Source organism: Wolbachia endosymbiont of Glossina morsitans morsitans (assembly GCF_000689175.1).
Lineage (GTDB): Bacteria > Pseudomonadota > Alphaproteobacteria > Rickettsiales > Anaplasmataceae > Wolbachia > Wolbachia pipientis.
Genome location: NZ_AWUH01000141.1, coordinates 1 through 2,730, shown reverse-complemented (window position 1 = coordinate 2,730; position 2,730 = coordinate 1). Strand labels below are relative to the sequence as shown.

1 protein-coding gene and 1 pseudogene are annotated in these 2,730 nt (G+C 35.4%); both read right to left on the bottom strand.

The window, feature by feature from the left end; translation table 11 throughout:
• Window positions 1–372: 372 nt before the first annotated feature.
• A complete protein-coding gene (locus tag WGMM_RS06775; protein WP_051599637.1) occupies window positions 373–1,683 on the bottom strand; it encodes a hypothetical protein in 1,311 nt (436 codons plus the stop codon).
• 58 nt (window positions 1,684–1,741) lie between these two features.
• Window positions 1,742–2,730: pseudogene (locus WGMM_RS06770) on the bottom strand (cytoplasmic incompatibility factor CifB); the annotation flags it as partial.

The window sequence follows — 2,730 nt, the reverse complement described above, 5'->3', positions numbered from 1 at the left end:
TTCGTATGTAGATATGGATGAAATGCCCTAATATGGCTAGTTTTAGCGTATAGCAAAATCACTATATGAAAAAGTTCGTATGGTACACATGGTGGACCACGCGATTCCAAGAAAAATCTTCTCACGCTAGCTGATTTTTGTTTGCTAGAAATGGTTGCATCATTTAAATTTATTAATGTTATACACTACCAAATTAATAGTTGCTCATTTAAGAACCTCCTTCAACTTTACCCAACTCGACACATATACTTTTTGAAACATTGCTGCAAGTAGAAAAAAACAGGTTACCCACCTTAACTTCTTTAAACTTGCTCACAATCTTTACTTGATGCATAAGGTTTTTGTTACACTCCTTTCATCTACCGATTACCTCTACTTACCGCCTTTACCTTTGCTAAGGTCAGAAACACGACTAGCTTCAGGACCTTTTAAACTCGACTGTAGCAGGTCACCAAAATTACTGGAATCACTAACACCAAGCGATATAGGTGCTTCTACTAATCCATACCCTCCTCCTACTCTGTGATATCCTAATTCTAGATAAGTACGTAGTAATGGATCAATTTGTTCTCTATTTTGAATGTATGCTTGCAATTGCACATCTTGAAATCCCGGATCATTCCTGAATAATTGCGAAATGCCCACTCTTATGTTCTGAAAGTAATTTCTATCTCTGTTTGGGTGGTCTCTTCCAAGAAAATCGCGTATTATATTTATGATATTCTGCACTTGCCCAACAGGATTTTCGTTTAGAACTTGATTAATATCACTAGCATTTTCTAATGCCCATAAACCACAATTCCAACCATCTGTTTGCTGACTAACAGAAACATTATTAATGCTGATATTATTTCCTAAGTTATTTTGAATGATATCAGTAATACCACCTGGAACAGCAGTAGCAGTTGAATCAGCATAGTACCCAACATAGTTCCCATTTTGACGTTCAATCACTAGTGTAACCCAAAGAGTATTATTTAAAGTAATGATTAAAGTTAAACGCTGTTGTTTTTCATTTTCCCTAAATTGATTTAATACTCTAACAATATGCTCGTTACCGTCATTCCTTGCCAAATTAGCTACTTCAAAAGTGTGATTACCTTCAGTACGAAGCTGATATCGCAATCTTCCAGCGTGAGCTATATCAATTTGTTGAAGCCAATAATCATAATGTCCATTTCTCGTCGCAAATTCTAGTGTAAGTAGATCATTTACTTCTATCCCTTGATTTCTAAGAATATCTCTTATTTGTCTTCTTATCTCTTGTGCTGTAGGAATGGAATTATCACCTCCCCTTATTCTTGACCTTAGTATTTCTAGGAGTTGTTGTATACTACCTTCGAAGGTAATAATACTAACACATCGATTATCACCTAGATCAAACGGTAAAATCCGGTTCCGTCCGGGATTTTCTCGAATATAATTTATTAAATTTTCACGAGTCTGATCTGATAATAGACCCTCTGGCGGATTTTCATCAATAACACTTTCAGGTCCCACTAATACTCCTGGTCTTGAGTCACGACCACCACGATCAAGTCTATGTACATACTCTTCTCTTCCTATTCCTTCTGGAATAGATATAAGACCTTCTAATCTCCCTGCACCTGCATTAAATATAAGAGGAAATAAAACCACCTCATTTCCAGAAGTAATAAGCAAATATCCTCTTTGCTTGTTCATAAGTTCTTTTATTCGATCTTTTGCATTATTCTCCTTTTGTGCTACTTCTTCTGCATTATCAGCAAATCCTAATACATATACAATCGGATGAGTATCTGGAGCATTCTCCGTAGATTGTCTTAATAATAAAAGGTCTAATCTGTAATTCTGTAATTCTTGTGAGTATTGCCCTTTCTCCTTCTTCTTCCTGACCCCTTTTCAAACTATATGTTTGACCAACTTTATACGTAGCAAGCACTTTATAAGGATTATCACTAGCATAAAATGTACCATGTAGTATAGAACGAAACTTATCCTCACTATTAACATTTATTGCGTCCCTAAGTGGCATCAATATTCCAGAGATCTCTTGAAACAGCTCTCCATGCTGCCCTACATCTTGCCAGCCATCATCCATAACTCTTTCTGAAATACCATGTACATTTTCAACATTAGGCACTTGTATAAGATCACCATCAAGAAAATTATTTGCATTATTATTTTGGTAATCGTGATATAAACCAAGGTCATTTGGTTGATCAATATCTAGCTCAAATTGGTCATTAAGTGTGCATGAAATTTCCCATACATGAACATTATTTCTATTAACATTAAGAGCTTGTAAATCGATAGCCTCTTGCTGTTGCGCATCGCAAGCTCTAATATGAAGTGTAACTATATTATAACCCTGAGCATAAAAGACCATAGTTAAAGCATGTCTTCTTAAATCTCCATCACCGTATCTAAATATATACTTTCTTACACGTACTCGATCTTCTCCTTCTTCCAGCTCTAAATACTCTCTAGCAAAAGCACTACTCCCAAAAGTAAAACCAGTTATACAATCAAATATTCTGTTATAATTCTCTGCATTTCTTGGTATTTCACCAGGAAGATGTTGAAGCAAGAAATCTCTAATATTCTCTCCAACCTCTTCATCTTCTATATACTCAAACAATCTTTGTACTAAAGGAAACCTACCCTGTTGAAGCCCTACTGTATCAACCCTAAAAGGAATTCGATTTAAATCAAAATTTAATCCAACACAAACAGTATGCTCTGATGTGG